Source organism: Streptomyces sp. NPDC015139, assembly GCF_043079785.1.
GTDB classification, from domain to species: domain Bacteria; phylum Actinomycetota; class Actinomycetes; order Streptomycetales; family Streptomycetaceae; genus Streptomyces; species Streptomyces albidocamelliae.
On the sequence record NZ_JBIBUW010000007.1, the window covers coordinates 280914 to 300631 of the forward strand.

Genomic DNA, 19718 nt, shown 5'->3' on the forward strand with positions numbered 1-19718 from the left:
CCAGGGTGCATAGCCCGGAGGCCCTTGGGTAGCCGCGCCGCCATGGCTCCACCACTTGGGAACGACGTACACACATCCGGGCCGGATCACAGACGCAGCCGCCGCTCGGTGCTCGCGGGCGTCTCCGCCCTCGGCGCGCTCGGTGCGCTGGGTGCCGCGGGCTGCACACGAGTGGCGGTGGCGTCCGGCAAGAACGGCGGCGACCTGCTCGACCGGCTGCGCGCGCAGGGCGTCGTCCGGCTCGGGATCGCCGGTGAGATCCCCTTCGGGTACATCGACACGGACGGGCAGCTCACCGGTGAGGCGCCCGAGCTGGCGAAGGTGATCTTCAAACGGCTCGGGGTGGACCGGGTGCAGCCGGTGCCGACGGAGTTCGGCTCGCTCATCCCCGGACTCAACTCGCAGCAGTTCGACGTCGTGGCCGCGGGGATGTACGTGAACCCCGAGCGCTGCGAGCAGGTGATCTTCGCCGATCCGGACTACCAGATGCTGGATTCGTTCATCGTCCGCAAGGGGAACCCGAAGGGGTTGCACTCCTACAAGGACGTCGTGGCGAAGAAGGCGAAGTTCGCCACCGGCACCGGCTACGCCGAGATCCAGTACGCGGTGGAGGCCGGCTACGAGGAGAGCGACATCCTCATCGTCCCGGACCAGGTCGCGGGGCTGAACGCGGTCGAGGCGGGCCGCGTCGACGTCTTCGCGGGGACGGCGCTGACCACCCGCGAGGTGGTCAAGAAGTCCGCCAAGGCGGAGGCCACCAAGCCGTTCGAACCGCTGGTGAAGGGCAAACCGCACGTCGACGGCGGGGCGTTCGCGTTCCGGCCGACCGAGACCGGGCTGCGGGACGCCTTCAACACCGAGCTGCGCAAGCTGAAGAAGAGCGGGGAACTGCTCCGCATCCTGCGGCCGTTCGGGTTCACCGAGGCCGAGATGACGGACCTGACCGCGAAGGGGCTGTGCGGCGGATGACCTCGGGGCTCTGGGAACTCGTACTGACGGGCATATGGACGACCGTCCAGCTGCTCGTGTTCAGCGCGCTGCTGTCCGCGGCGGTGTCGTTCGCCGTCGGCATGGCGCGCACCCACCGGTTGTGGATCGTGCGCTTCGTCGCCGGTTTCTACACCGAGGTGTTCCGCGGCACCTCGGCGCTGGTGATGATCTTCTTCATCTTCTTCGTGCTGCCCGTCGCCTTCGGCTGGCAGCTGGTGCCGATGTGGGCGGCCACGCTGGCGCTCGGGCTGACGTACGGCGCGTACGGCTCGGAGATCGTGCGCGGCGCGCTGAACGCGGTCGAACCGGCGCAGAAGGAGGGCGGGATCGCGCTCAGCCTGACGCCCTGGCAGCGGATGCGGCTGGTCGTCCTGCCGCAGGCCGTGCCGGAGATGATCCCCTCCTTCAGCAACCTGCTCGTCGAACTGCTCAAGGGCACCGCGCTGGTGTCGGTCATGGGCATGGGCGATCTGACCTTCAGCGCCAACCTGGTGCGGCTCGCGCTCCAGCAGAGCGCGGAGATCTACACGTACGTGCTGCTGATCTACTTCGCGATCGCCTTCGTGCTGACCCGGCTGATGCGCTCCCTGGAGAAGCGGCTGAAGGCCGGGGTCGGCAAGGACACCGGGACGTTCTCGGCCGCCCGTGAGCTGAAGCGGGCACAGACGACCGGAGTGGGGGGTCGGGTCGCATGAAGTGGGACTGGAACGCCGTGAGCGACTTCATGCCGGACTTCTGGAAGGGACTGCTGGTCACCCTGCAGGCCGTGGCCCTGGGGTCGCTGCTGTCCTTCTCCCTCGGTCTGGTGTGGACGCTGCTGATGCGGACGCCGACCCGGTGGGTGCGCTGGCCGGTCGGGGTGGTCACCGAGTTCGTGCGCAACACCCCGCTGCTGGTCCAGCTGTTCTTCCTCTTCTACGTGCTGCCCGAGTGGGGCCTGACCTTCTCGGCGCTGGCCACCGGCGTGTTCGCGATCGGCCTGCACTACTCGACGTACACGATGCAGGTCTACCGGGCCGGCATCGAGGCGGTGCCGGCCGGCCAGTGGGAGGCGGCCACGGCGCTGAACCTGCCCCTGGCGCGGACCTGGACCGCGGTGATCCTGCCGCAGGCGATCCGCAGGGTGGTGCCCGCGCTGGGCAACTACGTGATCTCCATGCTGAAGGACACGCCCCTGCTGATGGTGATCACCGTGCTGGAGATGCTCGGGCACGCCCGGCTCTTCTCCCAGGAGCACTTCCAGTTCACCGAGCCCCTGACCGTGATCGGGGTGGCCTTCATCCTCATCTCCTATCTGGCCTCCCTTCTGATGCGAGCCCTGGAGCGACGCCTTGTCCGCTGACACGCCTTTGACGAAAGAATCCGCCGCGAGCGCCGGCACGGCCCTCGCCGGCGGTGAGCTGGTCCGGCTGGAGGGCGTCACCAAGCGCTTCGGGACCAACACCGTCCTCGACGACCTGAACTTCTCCGTCGATCCCGGCAAGCACGTGACCCTGATCGGTCCGTCCGGTTCCGGCAAGACCACGATCCTCCGGCTGCTGATGACCCTCACGAAGCCGGACGAGGGCACGATCACCGTCGACGGGGAGCGTCTGTTCCCCGCGCCGGAGAAGCAGATCCGGGAGGTGCGCAAGAAGATCGGGATGGTGTTCCAGCAGTTCAACCTGTTCCCGAACATGTCGGTGCTGCGGAACATCACCGAGGCACCGGTCCGGGTGCTCGGCATGTCCAAGGACGAGGCCGAGGCGCGGGCCCGGGAGCTGCTGGACCTGGTGGGGCTCGCCGACAAGTGCGACGCCCGGCCCACCCGGCTCTCCGGCGGCCAGCAGCAGCGGGTGGCGATCGCCCGGGCGCTGGCGATGCGGCCCCGGGTGCTGCTGCTGGACGAGGTGACCTCGGCGCTGGACCCGGAGCTGGTCGCGGGGGTCCTCGATCTGCTCAGGGACATCGCCCGCAGCACCGACATCACCATGCTGTGCGTGACCCACGAGATGGGTTTCGCCCGCGACATCTCCGACCAGGTGCTGATGTTCGACTCCGGTCGGGTGATCGAGGCCGGTCCGCCGGAGCAGATCTTCGGTGATCCGGAGCAGGAACGCACCCGGGAATTCCTCAGCGCGGTTCTCTGACTACGAGGTGTGAAGGGCGGAACCCCCGAGGTCCGGCCGCTGGGTCATGACTTTGGCATATGCCAGAGGGCCTGCGGCGCAGTTGAGCGGGAGGGCGCGCGGGACACGATCTCGCCAACCCCCTCTCCTCGACGGGCCTTTGGCGGCTATCGTGGAGACGATCCGCCGACCGGATCCGTGGCTTCAGGCCCGGAGTGCGAGCGCAGGGGGGGACCCGTCGTGGCGCCACCGTGCCTGGCCGGGGGCCGGCCCCCGGCCTCCCGGCCGCACCTGCTCGACCCCAGGACTTCGAGGCGAGGGGGACTGTCATGAGGATCGAGCCGACCGCCCCGTACCACTCCGCCCAGGACGCCCTGCGCGTGCTGGAGATCGTGGCGGGACACTCCGCCGGCGTCACCGAGACCGAGCTGGCCCACGGCACCGGCCTGGGCGCGGAGCGGCTCACCGCCCTGCTGCGCATGCTGCGCCGCGAGGGCTACGTGGAGCAGATCACCGACGGCGCGTACGTCACCGGCGACACCCTGCGCCGCCTCACCTCGGCGCACGACCGCGAGCGGGCGCTGCGGGAGAAGCTCCAGCGCACCCTGGACGAGCTGCGGGACTCGGTCGGCGCGGCCGTCTACATCAGCCGGTACGTCGACGGCGAGGTGAAGGTCACCCAGTACGCGGCCGGGCCGACCACCCCGGCGGTCAACGAGTGGGTCGACTTCCGCTACTCCGCCCACGCCACCGCGGTCGGCAAGAGCCTGCTGACCCAGCTGGACCACAACGCCCGCCGCGACCACCTCTCCCGGCACAAGATGGCCCGTCTCACCTCGCGGACCATCACCAGCGACAAGCTGCTGCTGTCCCGGCTGGAGTCCCAGCCGCCGACGGTGCCGGTCCTCGATCTCCAGGAGTACGCCGTCGGCACGGTCTGCGCGGCCGTCCCGATCACGGCGGGCGCCGCGGTGGGCTGCCTCGCGCTCTCGCTCCCGGTGGAGCACGCGCACCGCCTGAAGGAGGCCGCGGACGCGCTCAACCGCAGCGCGGCGCCGGTGCTGCTGTCCCTGACGATCTAGTCCGCTCCGGGGTGGTCATGAGCACCCCGGCGGACCAGGTAGTATTTTCTTCGTCGCCGGCCGCGGGAGCAGAAATCCGCGGAAGGCGGGAGTCATGCGCCGCTAGCTCAGTTGGTTAGAGCAGCTGACTCTTAATCAGCGGGTCCGGGGTTCGAGTCCCTGGCGGCGCACAGATGAAGGGCCCTTCGCGGAAGCGAGGGGCCCTTCGGCGTCCTCCGCGGTCAGCGGACGGTACGACTCCTCCCCCGGCGGCCGCCACCACACCGGGTCGGCGCACCGCAGGCCCTCCGCCCGCAGGCGTGCCCGCTGGATCTTGTTCGTCGCCGTCACCGGCATCCGCTCCACCACCCGCACGAACCGGGGCGCCATCTTCGTCCCGAGGTCCGGCTGGGCCCGCAGGAACTCCGCGAACGCCGCCGGGTCGAAGGTCCCGGCGACGGTCGCCATCACCTGGTCGCCGGTCACCGGGTCCGGCACCCCGTACACGGCGACGGCCTCGGCGCCCTCGTAGCGGGCGACGATGTTCTCGATCGTCGCGGCGGCGAGGTTCTCCCCGTCGACCCTGATCCGGTCGTCGGTGCGGCCGGCGAAGTAGAGGTAGCCTGCGACGTCCCGGTAGAAGAGGTCACCGGTCCAGTACGCCCCGCCCCGGCGGCGTTCGGCCTCCGCGGCCGGGTTGCGCCAGTAGCCCTCGAAGGGGTTCGGCGCCCGGTTGACCAGTTCACCCATCGCCTCCTCCCCGTTGAGGAGCAGCCCGGCGGAGTCGAAGACGGCCGGCGGGCACTCCTCGCCCGTGGCCCGGTCGAGCACCACCAGGCCCGGCCCGGCCGGTCCCACCGCACCGGCCGGGGTGCCCGGGGCCCACTGGATCGCCGCCCCGCCCTCGGAGGAGCCGTACCCCTCCACCAGCCGTACGCCGAACCGCCGCTCGAAGGCCGCCGCGTCCACCGCGCCGGCCTCGGTGCCGAAGCCCAGCCGCAGCGGGTTGTCCCGGTCGTCGGGCCGGGGCTCGGTGGCCAGGACGTACTGGATCGCCCGGCCGACGTAGGTGAAGTAGGTGGCGCCGTGGCGGCGCACGTCGGCCAGGAACCCGGAGGCCGAGAACCGGGGGCGCAGCGCCACCCCGGCGCCGGCGGCCAGCGCGGGCGCCCAGTCGGCGATCACCGCGTTGCCGTGGAACATCGGCATGCAGACGTAGTGCACGTCGTCGGCGCGGACCCCGAACTGCCGGACCAGGGCCCGCCCCGCCGCCGCGAGCCGCCCCTGGGAGCAGATCGCGGCCTTGGGGGCGCCGGTCGAACCGGAGGTGAAGTAGAGCAGCAGCCGGTCGGCGGGTGCGGCCCGGGACGGGTCCGGCACGGCTCCGGCGTAGGGGGCGAGGAGGGTGGCGTACTCCTCGTCGTCCGTCACGAGGATCCGTACGCCCGGCAGCTCCAGGTCCGCCAGCAGCGGCAGCCGGGCCCGCTCGGTGACCAGGACCGGGCACTCGGTGTGCAGGATGTCCCGGGCCAGCTCGGGGCCCCGGCGGGTGGGGTTGATCCCGGCGACGGCCGCCCCGGCGAGGGCCGCGGCGGCGAGCCACAGCGGGAACTCCTCACGGTTGTCGAGCAGCACCCCGAGATGCGGTACGGCGCCGGAGGGCAGCAGGTCGGCCAGCAGCGCGGCCCGGGCGGCCGCCCCCGCGGCCGTCTCGTGGTGCGTCAGCGCCCGGTCCTCGCACCACAGCCCCGGCCGGTGGTCCCCCCACCGCGCCGCCACCAGTTCGGCGACCGTACCCGTCGTGGACTCCATGGCCGCGCACGGTAGCTGACGCGACGTCAGAAGTGGAGGGTCACGGCATCAGGCTGCCGGCCTCCTCGAACATCGCGTGCGCCACGGCCATGAAGCCCAGGCAGAAGACGATGATCAGGCCGAGGAAGGTCAGCAGGCAGCCGGACTCGGCGACGAGCCTGCCGCGCGACGGCGGGAGCGCGGTGGCCAGATCGGGCCGCTCCGGGAGGTAGTGCACGGTGACGACGTCGCCCTCCAGGACGGTCGCGGGACCGCCCCGCTCCTCGAACCGGACCCGGCGGCCGTCCCGGGTGGCGTACTCGTAGACGTGGTGCAGGGTCGTGCTCACGGACGTGTCCCCGCCGCCCCCGCTGGTCGTGGTGTACATGCGCAGGCAGCGCGCCTCGGCCGTCAGCCCGTGCTCCCACGTCCTGCCGATCCGCCGGGCGCGGCGGATCAGCAGGTACGCGCCCCATCCGGCACCCGCGATCATGAGGGTGGGCACGAGGTAGAAGAACAGTTCGAACATGAGGTTCCCCCGAGGTCGGTTCGCCGCTCCGGAAGACCGGCGTGGCGGGAACCTATCCGGCAGGGCGGACGGGGGTGCTCAAGGGAACCTCAGTTTCCGTGCTGTGACGGTCCGTCGGTCAGAAGGCGACGTCCGAGCAGGCGTAGAACGCGTTGCCCGTGTCGGCGATCGTCCACACCGCGAGGATGACGTGGTGCCCGCTCAGCCCGCTCGGCAGGGTGCCGCTGTGGCTGAGCGTGGCCGGCGGACGCTGCCCGTTGTACGGCACCGTCAGGAACGGGGTGAGGTTGAGGTCCGAGCGGGCGAGGTTGTGGTTCTGGTTCCAGCCCGGCTTGGTGACGTAGTACTTGAAGTCCGTCGTGGCGTGCATGGCGGTGAACTGCCACCGGAACGTGTACGACTGACCTCCTGTCACCCTGGTGGTGGGCCAGGCCGCGCCGTTCGGCGTCCTCGGTGCGCTGAGCTGGGCGAACTGACTGAGTCCGCCGTTGCAGAGCTGGCCGTCGACGGGACCGGCGGCCGGGAAGCCCTTGGGGCCCTCGACGCTCTGCGGCTCCCACTGGATGGAGCCGCAGTTCGTCACGGTGCCGTTCTGGCAGAGCTTCTGCCTGCTGATGGGGAGGTCGGTGTAGCCGTGCCCGCTGGCACCGCCGGTGGAGAGCGCGAAGGCTCCGGCGGTCACCGCACCCAGCACGACTGCGGACAACTTGGTCTTGGTGCGCATGCTGCCGCTCCTGGAGAACGTGGGGAGTTCAGTGAGCTGTGCAGAGGGTAGGTCTAGACCAAGTCTCAGGCTATTACCGGTAGTTGAACATGTCCATACCAATCGCAGAGCGGACTACACCGGCTCCGAGCGTCCCGAGCAGAACGCCACCGTCAGGTCGCGGACCAGCACCTTGCGCTCGTAGTCGTCCAGTTCCACCAGTCCGCGCATGGTCAGCCGGGTCACCGTGTCCTCCACCGAGTCGACGACCGAGGTGAGCATGCTGGCCCGCTGGCGGGCGTCCAGCGCGGCGATCCGGCGCCGGTGCATCACCGGGGCGACCTCGGGTGCGTACTCCACCCGCACCGGCTGCACCGCGAACACCTCCACGCCGACCCCGGCGGTCTCCGTCGCCACCAGGCGCGTCAAAGCGTCCCCGGCCGCCGTCACCCCGCCCCGGGTGCCGCCCGCCGGTTCCACCGGAACCCGGGCCAGGGCCGCCTCCACGCACTCGCGCAGATACGTCTCGTGGTCCTCGATGCCGAGCACGGCCCGCGCGGTGTCCCGCACCCGCCACACCACCAGCACGACCACCCGCAGCGCCAGGCCGTCGGGGTCCGTCGCGGACATCGACTCGCTGCGCCAGTGCCGCAGCCGCACGTCCACCCGGCGGCGCAGCACCAGCGGGTTCACCCACAGCAGCCCGGTGCGCCGGACGGTGCCGCGGTAGCGGCCGAACAGGCCGAGCACCCAGGCCCGACCGGTCTTCCCCCGGGCCAGCCCGCCGAAGCCGAGCAGCCCGAGCGCACCGGCCCCGGCGTACGCCGCCCACTGCGCCGGTCCCGGACCCGCCCCGGCCTGCACGGGCAGCCGCAGGGCCTCCGCCACGGAGGACGGCAGCAGCCCCGCCCACCAGGAGGTGGCGAGGCATCCGGTGAGCCCGCAGGTCCCGGCGAGGACCCCGGCCGTCCCCGGCAGGACCCGCGCCGGGCGCTCCACCAGCTCCGGGTCGGCCTCCACCACGGGCCGTCTGAGCACCGCGGCCGGCCGCCGGAGCCGCGGCTGCTCGCCGGTGCCCTGCCGGCGGCCCACCACGGCCGGTTTGAGGGGCACCTTCACCGGGTCGGGATCGTCCCGGAACAGCAGGTGGACGGGGATCTCGGTGGTCGCCTCGTTGTGGATCAGCCGGACCGGACGGGTGCCCGCGCCCGCGGCCTTCTCCGGCTGCCCCTCGGACTCGGGTGGGGTGTGTGACGTGGTCGTACTCATGCGTGCCTCCAGCCTCCGCGCCAGATGCGTCATGAACAGGAGTGGGGAATGGACGAGGGCCGCCCGGGCGGCCGGCGCCGGCTAGGCGAACAGCCGGCGCCAGGTCTCCGGGCCCGGGTAGCCGTCCGCCGCGCCGCCCCGCCAGCCCTGGGCGCGCTGGAAGGCCTCCACGGCGCGCCGGTCCGCCTCGCCCCAGTGCGGACCCGGGCCGAGGGCGTAGAACCTGCCGAACCCCTTCTTCACCAGCTGGACGCCCAGCCGGGTGACGTAGTCGTTGTTCGCCCCCGGCCGGAAGAAGTTGCGGCCGGGATAGCCGGGCACCCCGTGCGAGCCGGGCCGCCCCGGACCGGCCGCGCCCGGCGCGATGTCCTTGCCCTTGCCGGTGACGAGCAGGTCCCAGGTGCGCGGGCCGGGCAGCCCGTCGGCGTCCGCGCCCGTCCAGCCCTGGGCCTGCTGGAACGCCTGGGTCGCCCGGCGGTCCGCCTCGCCCCACACCGGCCCCGCGCCCTGGGCGTAGAAGGAGCCGGCGCCCCGGGCGATGAGCATCTCGCCGAGCCGGGTGACGTACTTGTTGTCGGCCCCGGGACCGAAGTAGGCGGCCCCCGGGTAGGCCGTCACCGTCTTGTCGCCCGCCGCTTCCGAGCCCGCGGTGCCGGCGGTCACGCCCTTGTAGCGGTAGGGGACGTATTTGTCGGCGTGGCTCCAGTAGGGGTAAGGGGTGGTCTGCCGGCGGGCGTGCGGGGGCGTCTGCTCGTAGACCGTGTAGTAGGTGTGCGTGTGGTCGGTCCAGCCGCCGAAGAGCACCACGTGGGAGCCGCTCTCGGGGTTGTCCGGGTTGTGGTAGAGGAGCATGTCGCCGGGCTGCAGCTCCTCCTTCTTGATCTTCACCCCGAACGAGTCGAGGCTGCCCGTCCACTCGTTGTTCGGCAGCCCCCAGGCCATGGAGACGTAGCCCGAGCAGTCCTGCCGGTACCCGTCGGACCAGTAGGAGGTCATGCTGTACGGCACCTGCGCCGCCACCCAGATCTTGGCCCGGTTGATGATCTCGGTCCGGGTGGTGGTGGGCAGGGGGGCCGTGGTGGGGTCGACGGGCTTGCCCGCCGGGCCGTGCAGCGGGGCCTTGGCGCCCTGCGGGGTGGCGGGCTCGCCGTCGCCGGGGACGGCTTCGCGGTGCGGGGAGTGGCCGGGGGCGAGGGCCGCGGCCGGGTGGACCGCGCCGAGGACGGCGGACGCGGCGGCCAGGACGACGACCCCGCGGGCCGCCGGGTGGCCGCCGAGGCGGCCGGGGGACAGGCGGGGACTCAGCCGCCGCCAGTGGACACAGCCGGGGCAGTCGCAGTCGCTCGCGGGGTCGACTTCCTCGAACACCGGAACGGTCATGCGATCTGCCTCACATTCGGGGTGGATTTGTCCGCGAGTGTGCACGTTGATCAGTTTCACAACTGTCCTCGGGGCGCGCATGTTGACGGTCCGAATGATGTACGCGGCCCTCCGGGCCACCGCCGGGCGGTCAGGAGCACCCGTGGAGGTCATGTAGAGTTTTCCTCGTCAGCAGGCGCCGCTAGCTCAGTTGGTTAGAGCAGCTGACTCTTAATCAGCGGGTCCGGGGTTCGAGTCCCTGGCGGCGCACCGACCGGAAGGCCCCTCGCAGCAGCGGGGGGCCTTTCGCATGCCCGGGATCCACCGCGACCGGAAGAGGGCCCTCCCCCCGATTGGCCGGATACCCTCTGGCCATGGCAGCCCGGGACCTTCAGGAGCAGATCAAGAAGCTGATCGTCGACCGGCGGCTGCCCTCGGGCGCCCCGCTGCCGACCGAGCCCGAGCTGATGGAGTACCTCGGGGCCAGCCGGAACTCGGTGCGCGAGGCCCTGAAGGCGCTCCAGGCCATGGGGATCGTGGAGATCCGGCACGGCTTCGGCACCTACGTGGGCTCGATGTCGTTCGCACCGATGATCGAGGGCCTGGCCTTCCGCACCGTCGCCGGGCACTACCGGGGCGAGGACTCCCTGCTCCAGCTGCTGGAGCTGCGCGAGGCCGTGGAGACCGGACTGGTGTCCCGGCTGGCCGGACGGCTGCCGGAGGCGGACCTCGTTGAACTGAACGCGCTCGTGGACCGTATGGAACAAGAGGCCGCGGAAGGGACCGGCCTCGCCGAGACCGACCGTGCCTTTCACGCCACCCTCTACCGGGGGCTGGACAACGTGCTGCTGAGCGAGGTGCTGGAGGCGTTCTGGGACGCCTTCCACCGGGTGCAGCGGGACCTGGTGGACGTGCCGCAGGATCCGCGCGTCACCTGCCGCCAGCACCGGGAGATCCTGGACGCGGTCCGGTCCGGTGATTCGCTGCGGGCGGAGGAGGCCATAAGGGACCACTTCGGCAACATCCGTACCCGCCTGTCCACCACCGGCGCATCCGAGCCTCCCGAGCCCCACGCACGACGCAATGAACGGGTTTGAGGGGTAAACACGGCGTTTCGCGTCTTGCGATCTGCTGACCACCGTAGAACCCTGTTGCCACAAGGCCGCTCCGGCCGACGGCAGTTGACGGGGAGCGGCCGGTCGCGCACCGGCGGGGGAGGGGGCCCCGTTCACGAATCGGTGCCGAGGGGGGCATCATGCAACCGGAGGGTCGCCGTCCCATGTCTATAGGGTGGGCAGGACGTGGTGATACGACCCATCACTGACTCCGCACGCACGGACCGAGGGGACCCGGGCGGGCGGTAAGGACCGACGAAACACGCGGTGACCTGCGTGTGGGGGGAATGACTCATGACGTCGACGCCGACGGGCGCCGGACAGAGCCACGCTCACGACGACCCGTCACAGACCACACAGCTGAGGGCGGTCAGCCAGCGGACGGGGCAGCTCCGCCGAATAAAGAAGACCCTGCCCAGATACGACTACGAGCACTACAGCCGGCTCTCGGGGCCCCTCACCCAGCCCGATCCGACGAAGCCGTACACGGTGCAGTACCGCTCGCTGCTCTCGCAGGAGCCGCACCGGATACGCGCCGCGCTCATGCTGGGCGCCGCGCCGGTGCTCTCGCTGGTGCTGCTGTTCTGGCTGCTCCAGCCGGAGCACTGGACCGAACGCGACTATCCGGCCTACGACTTCCTGCCGGCCCTCGACATCGTCATGCTCGTCGCGATCGGCCTGATCGAGTTCTTCCGCTGCATGAACGTGCTGTCCAACGCGCACGCCACCCTCGTCGCCCGGGACCCGGTCCCGGTGGTGCCCGAGACCGGCACCCGCGTCGCCTTCCTCACCTCCTTCGTGCCCGGCAAGGAGCCGCTGGAGATGGTGACGAAGACCCTGGAGGCGGCCGTGAAGCTGCGGCACCGGGGCCTGATGCACGTGTGGCTGCTGGACGAGGGCGACGACCCTGCCGTGAAGGAGGTGTGCGCCCGGCTCGGCGTGCACCACTTCTCCCGCAAGGGCGTCGCACAGTGGAACCAGCCCACGGGCCCGCACCGCGCCAAGACCAAGCACGGCAACTACAACGCCTGGCTGGCGGCGCACGGCGACGACTACGACTTCTTCGCCTCGGTCGACACCGACCACGTCCCGCTGCCCAACTACCTGGAGCGGATGCTCGGTTTCTTCCGCGACCCCGATGTCGGCTTCGTCATCGGCCCGCAGGTGTACGGCAACTACGACAACTTCGTCACCAAGGCCGCCGAGTCGCAGCAGTTCCTCTTCCACGCCCTGATCCAGCGCGCCGGCAACCGCTACGGCGCCCCGATGTTCGTCGGCACGTCGAACGCGGTGCGGATCAGGACGCTCAAGCAGATCGGCGGTCTGTACGACTCGATCACCGAGGACATGGCGACCGGCTTCGAGATCCACCGGGCGAAGAACCCGGTCACCGGCCGCAAGTGGAAGTCGGTGTACACCCCCGACGTGCTCGCGGTCGGTGAGGGACCCGCCGCCTGGACGGACTTCTTCACCCAGCAGATGCGCTGGTCGCGGGGTACGTACGAGACGATCCTGAAGCAGTACTGGAAGGGCTGGTACTCGCTGCCGCCGGGCAAGCTCTTCAACTACACGATGATGATCATCTTCTACCCGATGTCCGCCCTGAACTGGATCCTCGCGGCCCTGAGCTGCGCCCTGTTCCTGGGTCTCGGCGCCTCGGGTGTGAACATCGACCCGACCGTGTGGCTGATGCTGTACGGCAACGCCTCCGCGCTCCAGATCGGCCTGTACATCTGGAACCGCCGGCACAACGTCTCCCCGCACGAGCCGGAGGGCTCCGGCGGTGTGGCCGGCATGGTGATGTCGGCCCTGTCCGCGCCGCTCTACGCGAAGGCGCTGATCGACTCCCTGCTGCGACGCAAGAGCAAGTTCGTGGTCACCCCGAAGGGCGACTCGGCGAGCCCGGACACCTGGTTCGGCACCTTCCGGTACCACTGGTACTTCATCGGGATCTTCGCCGCGTCCGTCGTCGCCGGTTTCGTCCTCGGGCACTCCCACCCGGCGATGGTGACCTGGGCCGCGTTCGCCATGCTCATCACGGGCTTCCCGGTCTTCGTCTGGCGCCACGAGCTGCGGCAGGCGAAGAAGCGGCCCCGGGCCGTCGCGGACGCACCCGCGGGGGCCGGCACGGGACCGCAGGACACGGTGCCCGCGCAGGGCTCGCCCCGCGCCCCGCACGCACCGCAGCGGCGCCCCGGCTGGGCCGCCCCGCACGGGACTCCGGGCGCCGGCCCGAACGGGGAGTACGACGAGAACATGCAGACCGCCCTTGGTGGACTTGGGGGACGTAAGGAATGAAGGACCAGGCCGGCCGCCGCCGCGCCCGTCGACTCGCGATAGGCACGGCGGTGGTCATCGCGCTGGCCGGGATGAACGGGCCGTGGCTCTACCGCTTCGGCACCGAGCGCTACCACCAGTACAAGATCAACAAGCCCGAGTACAAGGCCGAGAACGGCCACTGGGACATCGTCGAGTTCCCCGAGGAGTACCGCCAGGACACCATCCACGCGGCGCTCCTGCACACCGGCAAGGTGCTGCTGGTCGCGGGTTCCGGCAACAACCAGGACAACTTCGACCGGAAGAAGTTCGACACCCGGATCTGGGACCCGGTCAAGGGCACGATCAAGAAGATCCCCACGCCCGCCGACCTGTTCTGCACCGGGCACACCCAGCTGGCGAACGGCAACCTGCTCATCGCGGGCGGCACCAGGCGGTACGAGAAGCTCAAGGGTGACGTCACCAAGGCCGGCGGCCTGATGATCGTCCACAACGAGAACCCGGACAAGCCGATCACGCTGCCCGCGGGCACCAAGTTCAGCGGCAAGACCAACGGCAAGACGTTCGTCTCCAAGGACCCCGTGCTGGTGCCCCGCGCGAAGAAGGTGTTCGACCCGAACACCGGTGTCTTCCAGCGCAACGACCCGGGCCTCGGCCGGATCTACGTCGAGGCCCAGTCGAGCGGCTCCAAGTACGAGACCGGCACCCAGGACAACTACCGGATCCAGGGCCTGACCGGCGTCGACGCCCGCAACACCTACGGCATCGCGCAGAAGCTCGCCCTCGACAAGAAGGACTTCCAGGGCATCCGCGACGCCTATGAGTTCGATCCGGTCGCCGAGCGGTACATCAAGGTCGACCCGATGAACGAGGCCCGCTGGTACCCGACGCTGACGACCCTGTCGGACGGCAAGGTGCTCAGCGTCTCGGGGCTCGACGACATCGGGCAGCTGGTGCCGGGCAAGAACGAGATCTTCGACCCCAAGACCAAGAAGTGGTCGTACACCTCGAAGCTCCGGCAGTTCCCGACGTACCCGGCGCTGTTCCTGATGCAGAACGGGAAGGTCTTCTACTCGGGCTCCAACGCGGGCTACGGCCCCGACAATGTGGGCCGCAAGCCCGGTGTCTGGGACGTCGGCACCAACAAGTTCACCAAGCTGCCGGGGCTCTCCGACCCCGGTCTGCTGGAGACGTCCGGCACGGTGCTGCTGCCGCCGGCGCAGAACGAGAAGTTCATGGTGATCGGCGGCGGCGGGGTCGGCGAGTCGAAGCTGTCGAGCAGGAAGACGCGCCTGATCGACCTCAAGGCGAAGAACCCGCGCTTCACCGACGGGCCCGAACTGGAGAAGGGCACCCGGTACCCGCAGTCCTCGATCCTGCCCGACGACACCGTGCTGGTGTCCGGCGGTTCGGAGGACTACCGGGGACGCGGCGACTCCAACATCCACCAGGCGCGGCTGTACCACCCGGACAGCAACAGCTTCACGCAGGTCGCCGATCCGCTGGTGGGCCGCAACTACCACTCCGGGTCGCTGCTGCTGCCCGACGGGCGGGTGATGTTCTTCGGGTCCGACTCCCTGTACGCGGACGCGGCGAACACCAAGCCGGGGAAGTTCGAGCAGCGGATCGAGATGTACACCCCGCCCTATCTGTACCGGGACTCCCGGCCGACGCTCAGCGGCGGACCGCGGACGATAGCCCGCGGCGCCTCGGGGACGTTCACCTCACGCGACGCGGCGGCCATCAAGAAGGCGCGGCTCATCCGGCCGAGCGCGTCGACGCATGTGACGGACGTGGACCAGCGGTCCATCGCGCTGGACTTCAGGACGTCCGGGAACAAGGTCACCGTGACGGTGCCGAAGAGCCGGAACCTGGTGCAGTCGGGGTGGTACATGCTGTTCGTCGACGACGGCCGGGGCACCCCGAGCAAGGCGCAGTGGGTGAAGGTGCCGTAGCGCTCCCCCGGCGAAGGGCGCGGCGGCCCGGTGGCCGGCCGCGCCCGCGCGCCTAGGAGTCGGACGCCTTCGCCAGCTTCAGGGCGTAGGCCGGCCACCACTGGCCCGCCTTGGGGCCGTCCTTGCAGGTGCCGTCGGACTCCCCGGGACGCTTGACCCACAGGTAGGCGTCGACCAAGGGGTCCGCCGTCTTCGTCGTCGGGGTCTCGCCGAGCGCCCGGCCCGGCGGGTTGCACCACCGCTCGGCCGGATCGCCCTGTGCGTAGGGGCCGTTGCCGTTCCGGCTGGTGTCGAGGACGAAGTGCTTGCCGCCCACCTTCGCCGACAGCTGCCTGCCGTAGGCGATGGAGTCCTTGGTGGAGTAGAAGTTGGACACGTTGACGGAGAAGCCGTCCGCCTGCGCGACGCCCGCCCACTTCAGGGGCTCGAAGATCTGGTCGGGGTGGCCCCAGCCGGCGTTCCCGGCGTCCAGGTAGACCTTGGTGTTCTTCAGGGACTTGAGCTTGGCCATGGCGTTCTTGAGGAGGTCGTAGCGCTCCTCGTGGAACTCGTCCGGGGTGCAGCCGTCCACGAGGTGGAGCACGGCGTCGGGTTCGAGGACGACCGTGGCGGGGCGGTCGCCGATGCCCCGGGCCACCCCGTCGATCCAGCTGCGGTAGGCGTTGCCGTCGGCGGCGCCGCCCTGGGAGTACTGGCCGCAGTCGCGGTGCGGGATGTTGTAGAGGACGAGCAGGGCGGTGCGGTCGGACTTCTCGGCGGCCTCGGTGAAGCCGCGGGCCTCCTGCTCCGGGTTCTCCGGGCCGATCCACTCCCCCGTCGGCTGCTCGGCGATCTTCCGTATCTGCTCGGCCTCGGTCTTCCGGCCGTCCTTCACGTAGGCGGCGACCTGCCGGGCCGCGCTGCCGTCCGGGTTGACCCAGAACGGGTCGGCGGACTTGGGCTGCTGGGTGATCCGGGCCGCCGGGTCCTGCTCCCCGTCCCCGTCGCCGGACGAGCAGCCCGCGGCCAGCAGCGCCGCCCCCAGCAGCACCGCGGTCGCCGCCCGTGTCCGTGCCGGAGTCCGGGCGCTGCTGCTGTCGTACATGCGATTCCCCCCTGGGCGCGCATTGGTCCGGGTGCCAATCCTGGCATATCCCGTCGCGGCGTCACGAGGTCGCGCCGTGCGGTCAGGGGCCGCTGCCGGTGAGGTACGCGGAGACGACGACGTTGGCCGTGTACCTGCCGGTGGCGTGGTCGAAGGTGCCGCCGCAGGTGATCAGCCGGAGTTCGGCGCGGCCCGGTTCGTGGGGGCCGTAGGCCTGCCGGGCGTCGAAGTCGTCGCGGGGCAGGACCCGGACGTCGTCGATGGTGAACTCGGCCACCTTGCCGTCGGAACGGACCACCCGGACCGTCTCGCCGGGCTCCAGGGTGCTGAGCTTGTAGAACACGGCGGGCCGGGTCGCGGTGTCGACGTGGCCGACCATCAGGGCCGCCCCCCGCGCGCCGGGCGCGGTGCCGGAGCCGTACCAGCCGACCACGCCCGGCTGGTCGAAGGGTGGCGGGTCGATGGCTCCCTGGGAGTCCAGGCCGCGGGACACCACGGGCGCCTGGACGCCGAGTTGGGGGATGTCGACGCGCTGCGGCCGCGCGTCGCCCAGCGGTTTCGCCGGGCGGGGCAGCGACGCCGGGTCGGCGGGACTCCCGATGGCGAACACGTCGCCGCGGTCGGTGCCCGTGCCCTGCGGTACCCCGCTCACGCCGCGTCCCCAGAGCCACAGTCCGAGCAGCAGCACGGTCCAGGCGAGGGCGGTGATGAGCCGCCCGGTGCCGGCGGCGCGCTCGCGGTCGTCGGTCATGGAGGCGTCAGCGCGTGCCCCGGCTCCGGCGGGCGCGGAGCCCGAGGCCGGCCGCGGCGAGTCCCGCGAGCAGCAGGCCGGTCACCGCCTGGAGGCTGCCGGGACCGGACCCGCTGGTGGCCACGGTGGCGAAGTGCGCGGTGCCTCCGCCGCCCGCCTGGACCGGGGCGACGGGCGTGGCGGAGTCGGAGGGCGGCCGCAGGAGCTGCTCGAGGCCCCCGGCACCCAGGCCGCCGGCACCCTGCTGGGCGACCGTGACCCGGCCGGTGATCGAGGAGCCGCCACAGGCGACCCGCACCTCGTAGGCACCCGGCTGGACGGACGACCGGACGCGGGTCTCGCCCGTCAGGCCGCCCTCGCCGCCGGTCAGGGCGGCGTCGGCGACGAAGGCCGACGAGGAGGCGGTGCCCTGCGTGCCCGTGCAGCCGCTGACCCGCAGGGTGACGTCGGAGCCCGGCGTGGGGACGGCGGGGGTCAGGCTGACCCCGCCGGCGGCGTCCGCCGCGTGCGCCGCCGGGGTGAGCACGGCCATGGCCAGGACGGTTGTACAGAGAGTCAGGCGTAGTGAGCCCATCGTGAACCTCCAGTACGAGGAGGTTCTCCCGGCGGGGGCGCCCCCGCATCCTCGGGGGCGCCGCTGCTGCTCCGAACGGGTGACACGGGGTTTCGGGCCGGTGGGGCCGCCCGCCGGGTCAGACGAGGTCGACGAGGTCCGCGATGGAGTCGGCGACCTGGGAGGGGCGGAAGGGGTAGCGGTCGACGTCCTCGGGCTGGGTGACGCCGCTGAGCACGAGGAAGGTGCGCATACCGGCTTCCAGGCCCGCGAGGACGTCGGTGTCCATGCGGTCGCCGATCATCGCGGAGGTCTCGGAGTGGGCGCCGATCGCGTTGAGGCCGGCCCGCATCATCAGCGGGTTCGGCTTGCCGACGAAGTACGGCTTCTTGCCGGTCGCCGCGGTGATCAGGGCGGCGACGGAGCCGGTGGCGGGCAGGTCGCCCTCCGTCGACGGGCCGACGTTGTCGGGGTTGGTGGCGATGAACCGGGCGCCGTCGTTGATCAGCCGCACGGCCTTGGTCAGGGCCTCGAAGGAGTACGTGCGGGTCTCGCCGAGGATCACGAAGTCGGGCTCGTGGTCGGTGAGGATGTAGCCGATGTCGTGCAGCGCGGTGGTCAGGCCCGCCTCGCCGATGACGTAGGCGCTGCCGCCGGGCCGCTGGTCGTCCAGGAACTGGGCGGTGGCCAGTGCGGACGTCCAGATGTTGTCGACCGGCACGTCCAGACCCATCCGGCGCAGCCTGGCGTGCAGGTCGCGGGCGGTGTAGATGGAGTTGTTGGTGAGCACCAGGAAGGGCCGGCCGGAGTCGCGCAGCTTCTTCAGGAAGGCCTCGGCGCCGGGGATCGGCACCCCTTCGTGGATCAGCACGCCGTCCATGTCGGTGAGCCATGACTCGATGGGCTTGCGGTCTGCCATGTTGTGCGTCTCCTGGCGTACGTACGGGCGAGAAGCGGGGGCGCCGGAACCACGGCGTACCGACGCCCCCAGCCTAATCAGGCCTGCGTGATTCGTACCCCGTCGATCACCCAGTACCGGTTGTTGCCGCCGGTGCACCGCCGCAGCCTCGTACGGCGGGGCGGTACTTGTTGGGCGGCCGAACCCCCGGAGGGATCAGCTGCCGGTCGCCGACTTCCAGTCCTCCACGTACGTCGTGAGGTTCTTGTCGATGTCGGTCCAGTCCGGCTCGAAGACGTCCACGCCGTCCATCAGCTTCGCCAGGGCGGTGGCTTCGGCGTCGGTGGCCTTGACGTCCTGGCGGGCGGAGAAGCCGCCGCCGACAGAGCTGACCTGCTGCTGGGCCTGCCGGGAGAGCATGAAGTCGAGCAGCTTCCGGCCGTTCTCGCCGTGCGGGGCCCTGGTGACCAGGCCGGCCGCGTAGGGCAGGGCGAAGGTGGTGGCCTTGCCGTCCTTGCCGGCCGGGAACCAGATGCCGAGGTTCGGCATGTCCTTGGACTGGGCGTGGTTCATCTGCACATCACCGTTGGCGACGAGCAGTTCGCCCTTGTCGACCTTGGGCGCGAGCTTGCCGGTGGAGGCGGACGGGCCGACGTTGTTGGCCTGGAGCTTCTTCAGGTAGGCGAGCGCCCGGTCCTTGCCGCCGAAGTCGTGGATGGCCTTGATGAGCACGGCGGTGCCGTCGCCGGCGACGCCCGGGGTGGAGTACTGGAGCCTGTTCCGGTAGGCGCCGTCGAGCAGTTCGTCCCAGGTCCGGGGGGCCTGCTTCAGCTCCTTCTGGTTGTAGACGAAGCCGAAGTAGTTGTTGACGACCGCGGTCCACGTACCGTCGGCGGCCTTGTTCGCGCCGGCGACCCGGTCGGCTCCCTCGGGCGTGTACTTCTGCAGCAGGCCCTTGCCGTCGGCCTGCTGGATGAAGGGCGGCAGCGTGACGAGCACGTCGGCCTGCGGGTTGGACTTCTCGCGGGCGGCGCGCTGCACCATCTCGCCGGAGCCGCCCTCGACGTACTTGACCTTGATGCCGGTCCGCTTCTCGAAGTCCTTGAAGACCTGGTCGTACCAGCCGTCGCCGTTCTCGCCCTTCAGGCCGTCGGCGCTGTAGACGGTGACGACCTTGGCGTCGGCGGCGGCGGAGGAACCTCCGCAGGCGGACAGCAGCGGGGTGGCGAGCAGGGCGAGGGCTACGGCGAGCGTGACGCGGTTTCTGGGCATGAC

General features: G+C 70.9%; 18 protein-coding genes and 2 tRNA genes. 10 read left to right on the forward strand and 10 right to left on the reverse strand.

Annotation, left to right across the window (positions count from 1 at the left end; all coding sequences use genetic code 11):
• Positions 1 to 42: 42 nt before the first annotated feature.
• From ehuB to ACF08B_RS21220, 6 genes are all read left to right on the forward strand, one after another.
• Entirely contained in the window at positions 43 to 969 is a 927-nt protein-coding gene (ehuB, locus tag ACF08B_RS21195) for an ectoine/hydroxyectoine ABC transporter substrate-binding protein EhuB (protein ID WP_392318765.1), read from the forward strand.
• On the forward strand, positions 966 to 1685 hold the full coding sequence (gene ehuC, locus ACF08B_RS21200; protein WP_392318766.1) for an ectoine/hydroxyectoine ABC transporter permease subunit EhuC: 720 nt from the start codon (positions 966 to 968) through the stop codon (positions 1683 to 1685). The genes ehuB and ehuC overlap by 4 nt, the downstream gene beginning before the upstream one ends.
• Positions 1682 to 2332 (forward strand): ectoine/hydroxyectoine ABC transporter permease subunit EhuD, encoded by a 651-nt coding sequence (ehuD, locus tag ACF08B_RS21205; RefSeq protein ID WP_392318767.1) that lies wholly within the window; start codon positions 1682 to 1684, stop codon positions 2330 to 2332. Before ehuC ends, ehuD begins: the two co-directional genes overlap by 4 nt.
• Positions 2322 to 3119 (forward strand): ectoine/hydroxyectoine ABC transporter ATP-binding protein EhuA, encoded by a 798-nt coding sequence (gene ehuA / locus ACF08B_RS21210; protein WP_392318768.1) that lies wholly within the window; start codon positions 2322 to 2324, stop codon positions 3117 to 3119. The genes ehuD and ehuA overlap by 11 nt, the downstream gene beginning before the upstream one ends.
• 308 nt (positions 3120 to 3427) lie before the next feature.
• A complete protein-coding gene (locus ACF08B_RS21215; RefSeq protein ID WP_093477416.1) occupies positions 3428 to 4180 on the forward strand; it encodes an IclR family transcriptional regulator in 753 nt (250 codons plus the stop codon).
• A 96-nt stretch (positions 4181 to 4276) separates the two neighbouring features.
• Positions 4277 to 4350 (forward strand) — tRNA-Lys (locus tag ACF08B_RS21220).
• On the opposite strand, the gene ACF08B_RS21225 is transcribed toward ACF08B_RS21220, so the two are convergent.
• The 5 genes from ACF08B_RS21225 to ACF08B_RS21245 form a co-directional block, all read right to left on the reverse strand.
• Positions 4316 to 5971, reverse strand: coding sequence for an AMP-binding protein (locus ACF08B_RS21225; RefSeq protein WP_392318769.1), 1656 nt, complete (start codon positions 5969 to 5971; stop codon positions 4316 to 4318). The two genes, ACF08B_RS21220 and ACF08B_RS21225, sit on opposite strands and share 35 nt — an antisense overlap.
• A gap of 40 nt (positions 5972 to 6011) precedes the next feature.
• On the reverse strand, positions 6012 to 6479 hold the full coding sequence (locus ACF08B_RS21230; RefSeq protein WP_392318770.1) for a DUF3592 domain-containing protein: 468 nt from the start codon (positions 6477 to 6479) through the stop codon (positions 6012 to 6014).
• A 118-nt stretch (positions 6480 to 6597) separates the two neighbouring features.
• Positions 6598 to 7203 carry a lytic polysaccharide monooxygenase gene (locus tag ACF08B_RS21235; protein WP_392318771.1) on the reverse strand — a complete coding sequence of 202 codons (606 nt, stop codon included), beginning with the start codon at positions 7201 to 7203 and terminating at the stop codon, positions 6598 to 6600.
• A 114-nt stretch (positions 7204 to 7317) separates the two neighbouring features.
• Complete coding sequence (locus ACF08B_RS21240) at positions 7318 to 8451, reverse strand: SPFH domain-containing protein (protein ID WP_392318772.1); 1134 nt, start codon at positions 8449 to 8451, stop codon at positions 7318 to 7320.
• 81 nt (positions 8452 to 8532) lie between these two features.
• Positions 8533 to 9831, reverse strand: a complete 1299-nt coding sequence (locus ACF08B_RS21245) for a peptidoglycan-binding protein (protein WP_392318773.1) — start codon at positions 9829 to 9831, stop codon at positions 8533 to 8535.
• 175 nt (positions 9832 to 10006) lie between these two features.
• On the opposite strand from ACF08B_RS21245, the gene ACF08B_RS21250 reads away from it, so the two are divergent.
• The 4 genes from ACF08B_RS21250 (at position 10007) to ACF08B_RS21265 (ending at position 15157) form a co-directional block, all read left to right on the forward strand.
• A tRNA-Lys gene (locus ACF08B_RS21250) sits at positions 10007 to 10080 on the forward strand.
• 104 nt (positions 10081 to 10184) lie between these two features.
• Positions 10185 to 10907, forward strand: coding sequence for a FadR/GntR family transcriptional regulator (locus tag ACF08B_RS21255; RefSeq protein ID WP_392318774.1), 723 nt, complete (start codon positions 10185 to 10187; stop codon positions 10905 to 10907).
• Positions 10908 to 11219: 312 nt separating this feature from the next.
• Positions 11220 to 13223 carry a glycosyltransferase family 2 protein gene (locus ACF08B_RS21260; RefSeq protein ID WP_392318775.1) on the forward strand — a complete coding sequence of 668 codons (2004 nt, stop codon included), beginning with the start codon at positions 11220 to 11222 and terminating at the stop codon, positions 13221 to 13223.
• Positions 13220 to 15157 (forward strand): galactose oxidase-like domain-containing protein, encoded by a 1938-nt coding sequence (locus ACF08B_RS21265; RefSeq protein ID WP_392318776.1) that lies wholly within the window; start codon positions 13220 to 13222, stop codon positions 15155 to 15157. The genes ACF08B_RS21260 and ACF08B_RS21265 overlap by 4 nt, the downstream gene beginning before the upstream one ends.
• A gap of 52 nt (positions 15158 to 15209) precedes the next feature.
• Here the strand turns inward: ACF08B_RS21265 and ACF08B_RS21270 are convergent, their stop codons facing one another.
• From ACF08B_RS21270 to ACF08B_RS21290, 5 genes are all read right to left on the reverse strand, one after another.
• Positions 15210 to 16241: a glycoside hydrolase family 6 protein gene (locus ACF08B_RS21270; protein ID WP_392318777.1), complete on the reverse strand. Its 1032-nt coding sequence runs from the start codon at positions 16239 to 16241 to the stop codon at positions 15210 to 15212.
• Positions 16242 to 16323: 82 nt separating this feature from the next.
• Complete coding sequence (locus ACF08B_RS21275; protein WP_392318778.1) at positions 16324 to 16992, reverse strand: class F sortase; 669 nt, start codon at positions 16990 to 16992, stop codon at positions 16324 to 16326.
• A gap of 7 nt (positions 16993 to 16999) precedes the next feature.
• The gene (locus ACF08B_RS21280) at positions 17000 to 17524 is read right to left on the reverse strand and encodes a hypothetical protein (protein WP_392318779.1); all 525 of its coding nucleotides are present in this window, start codon (positions 17522 to 17524) and stop codon (positions 17000 to 17002) included.
• Between the two features lie 160 nt (positions 17525 to 17684).
• Positions 17685 to 18464: an HAD-IIA family hydrolase gene (locus ACF08B_RS21285; RefSeq protein ID WP_392318780.1), complete on the reverse strand. Its 780-nt coding sequence runs from the start codon at positions 18462 to 18464 to the stop codon at positions 17685 to 17687.
• 195 nt (positions 18465 to 18659) lie between these two features.
• Positions 18660 to 19715, reverse strand: a complete 1056-nt coding sequence (locus tag ACF08B_RS21290) for a 2-aminoethylphosphonate ABC transporter substrate-binding protein (protein ID WP_392318781.1) — start codon at positions 19713 to 19715, stop codon at positions 18660 to 18662.
• Positions 19716 to 19718: the final 3 nt, after the last annotated feature.

What these genes read in the sequence shown, in the direction of transcription:
- ehuB (WP_392318765.1), top strand. Translation starts at nt 43, where the DNA reads ATGGCTCCACCACTTGGGAACGACGTACACACATCCGGGCCGGATCAC.
- ehuC (WP_392318766.1), top strand. Translation starts at nt 966, where the DNA reads ATGACCTCGGGGCTCTGGGAACTCGTACTGACGGGCATATGGACGACC.
- ehuD (WP_392318767.1), top strand. Translation starts at nt 1,682, where the DNA reads ATGAAGTGGGACTGGAACGCCGTGAGCGACTTCATGCCGGACTTCTGG.
- ACF08B_RS21215 (WP_093477416.1), top strand. Translation starts at nt 3,428, where the DNA reads ATGAGGATCGAGCCGACCGCCCCGTACCACTCCGCCCAGGACGCCCTG.
- ACF08B_RS21225 (WP_392318769.1), bottom strand. Translation starts at nt 5,971, where the DNA reads ATGGAGTCCACGACGGGTACGGTCGCCGAACTGGTGGCGGCGCGGTGG.
- ACF08B_RS21230 (WP_392318770.1), bottom strand. Translation starts at nt 6,479, where the DNA reads ATGTTCGAACTGTTCTTCTACCTCGTGCCCACCCTCATGATCGCGGGT.
- ACF08B_RS21235 (WP_392318771.1), bottom strand. Translation starts at nt 7,203, where the DNA reads ATGCGCACCAAGACCAAGTTGTCCGCAGTCGTGCTGGGTGCGGTGACC.
- ACF08B_RS21240 (WP_392318772.1), bottom strand. Translation starts at nt 8,451, where the DNA reads ATGAGTACGACCACGTCACACACCCCACCCGAGTCCGAGGGGCAGCCG.
- ACF08B_RS21245 (WP_392318773.1), bottom strand. Translation starts at nt 9,831, where the DNA reads ATGACCGTTCCGGTGTTCGAGGAAGTCGACCCCGCGAGCGACTGCGAC.
- ACF08B_RS21255 (WP_392318774.1), top strand. Translation starts at nt 10,185, where the DNA reads ATGGCAGCCCGGGACCTTCAGGAGCAGATCAAGAAGCTGATCGTCGAC.
- ACF08B_RS21260 (WP_392318775.1), top strand. Translation starts at nt 11,220, where the DNA reads ATGACGTCGACGCCGACGGGCGCCGGACAGAGCCACGCTCACGACGAC.
- ACF08B_RS21265 (WP_392318776.1), top strand. Translation starts at nt 13,220, where the DNA reads ATGAAGGACCAGGCCGGCCGCCGCCGCGCCCGTCGACTCGCGATAGGC.
- ACF08B_RS21270 (WP_392318777.1), bottom strand. Translation starts at nt 16,241, where the DNA reads ATGTACGACAGCAGCAGCGCCCGGACTCCGGCACGGACACGGGCGGCG.
- ACF08B_RS21275 (WP_392318778.1), bottom strand. Translation starts at nt 16,992, where the DNA reads ATGACCGACGACCGCGAGCGCGCCGCCGGCACCGGGCGGCTCATCACC.
- ACF08B_RS21280 (WP_392318779.1), bottom strand. Translation starts at nt 17,524, where the DNA reads ATGGCCGTGCTCACCCCGGCGGCGCACGCGGCGGACGCCGCCGGCGGG.
- ACF08B_RS21285 (WP_392318780.1), bottom strand. Translation starts at nt 18,464, where the DNA reads ATGGCAGACCGCAAGCCCATCGAGTCATGGCTCACCGACATGGACGGC.
- ACF08B_RS21290 (WP_392318781.1), bottom strand. Translation starts at nt 19,715, where the DNA reads ATGCCCAGAAACCGCGTCACGCTCGCCGTAGCCCTCGCCCTGCTCGCC.